Origin of the sequence: Parendozoicomonas verongulae (assembly GCF_009711465.1) — a bacterium.
Lineage (GTDB): Bacteria > Pseudomonadota > Gammaproteobacteria > Pseudomonadales > Endozoicomonadaceae > Sansalvadorimonas > Sansalvadorimonas verongulae.
On record NZ_SMME01000640.1, the window covers coordinates 1 to 1592 of the forward strand.

The 1592-nt window shown below is 43.1% G+C and carries 3 protein-coding genes; 1 reads left to right on the top strand and 2 read right to left on the bottom strand.

The annotated features are described in order from the left end of the window. The coding region (locus tag E1189_RS02130) for a hypothetical protein (RefSeq protein ID WP_230460029.1) at positions 1 to 746 on the top strand (746 nt) is incomplete at its 5' end. Positions 747 to 857: 111 nt separating this feature from the next. Here the strand turns inward: E1189_RS02130 and E1189_RS25700 are convergent. Both E1189_RS25700 and E1189_RS02135 read right to left on the bottom strand, forming a co-directional pair. Beyond that, positions 858 to 989, bottom strand: coding sequence for a hypothetical protein (locus tag E1189_RS25700; RefSeq protein ID WP_268921570.1), 132 nt, complete (start codon positions 987 to 989; stop codon positions 858 to 860). Continuing rightward, on the bottom strand, positions 974 to 1592 hold a 619-nt coding region (locus E1189_RS02135; protein WP_196221060.1), incomplete at its 5' end, for an ankyrin repeat domain-containing protein. The genes E1189_RS25700 and E1189_RS02135, both read right to left, overlap by 16 nt.

Genomic DNA, 1592 nt, shown 5'->3' on the forward strand with positions numbered 1-1592 from the left:
AGTGCCATCTGGACGAAAGTAGCAATGGGTATTGTTTTCAGTGTTATTGCCAGAAATATAAATGCCAGTGCCCAAAAGAAGAGTCTGCTCCTTCAATGCTTTCAATCCCATCAGTAGAAAGCCATCAACAACTTCTCGTTCTTCCAGAAATTGGCACTATTGCGGGTTATCACGAAATCACAAGTGAGCTAGTGCCTGTGATTGAATTTGATGAAGACCTGCTGGCAGCACTAACTGGAGGGAAAGAAGAGGAAAAGGGGGACGAGCGGGAAGATATCGTTCTCTTTCTTTTACAGGATGTCGGTGTGGATGAAGCTATTATCAAGCGTGAAGACCTGATCAAAAAACTTATAACACTGCTTGGTTCGTTTATCCCTCCACATAACTCATTAGAACCAATTGATGCAGAAAGTACCGTTATCCAGATATTGATATTAAATAATATTGTGAGCTTTGACTTGAACCCTCCTCCTGGTCAGGCTGTTTTTTGTTTCATTTTCCTTAGCCACCCAACCCACAGGATGATATTGGCAATAAATATATCCGGCGATTCGCTACTGATGACTTACATTGATAACAGTAATCAACTAGTAACCAAAATCATGAAAAAAGAACAATGGCAAACTTTTATTCAAGGGCTGAAATTGTTTGACATGAACGTTACGACTGTGTCCGTAATATTGAATTACCTCCCACCAGCTCTGATGGCACAGATGGGAATAAAGCCACCCCTGGGAAGCCAGTAGCTGTAAGTACCCGGATCATTGTTTTCGGAAAATACAGACCACCTACCCATTTCTAAAGCACAAACCAACACAACTGCCAGGCTTTGTTGAAGACAGGGCAAGCCAGCAACATCAGGCAGCCATGTGACTGGCAAGGTGTTCTTTGCCGTGACCATCAACCGCCTCAAACAATATAGAATGTCTGGCATCAGTGGCAGTACGGCCTTCATACCAGGCTTGACGCTGGATTATTGAATCACGCAACTATCCTGATTACCTCCTCCTGACCTTGCTCCATATTGGTTGATTAACCTTTGTCTGATTGAACTATCGGAGTATGCGGAGACAGAATCTAGAACAGTTTTTCCATTACGGCCTTTGGCATTTGGGTTTAATCCATAATGATCAATCAGCAACCACATCACTTCACCCTTATTTTTATAAGCTTTTCTTGCAGCTGCATGTAAAGCTGTATCACCGTTGCTCCATGCGTGTGGGTTTACCCCATAGGTATCAATTAATAACCTGACCAAATCTACACAAGGCCTTTCAGAGCAACCAGCAGCCCTATATAAGACCGTTTCCCTACTCCTACTGGATTTTTTATGTGGATCAGCCTTATAGCGATCAATCAACAACTTCACCACATCGGTAAAACCAGCACCAGCCGCGCAATGTAAAGGCGAATTCCCATGAGCGTTATCTGTTGCATATGGGCTCAACTTGTTGTCATCAATTAACATCATGACAAGGTTGCAGCGATCATCATCTCGCACTCCTTCTGCACAAATAGATGTTTGCCCCCGAGCAGCAAGGTGCAAAACAGAATAACCACTTTCTCCCTTCTCATGAGGATTAAGATGATAT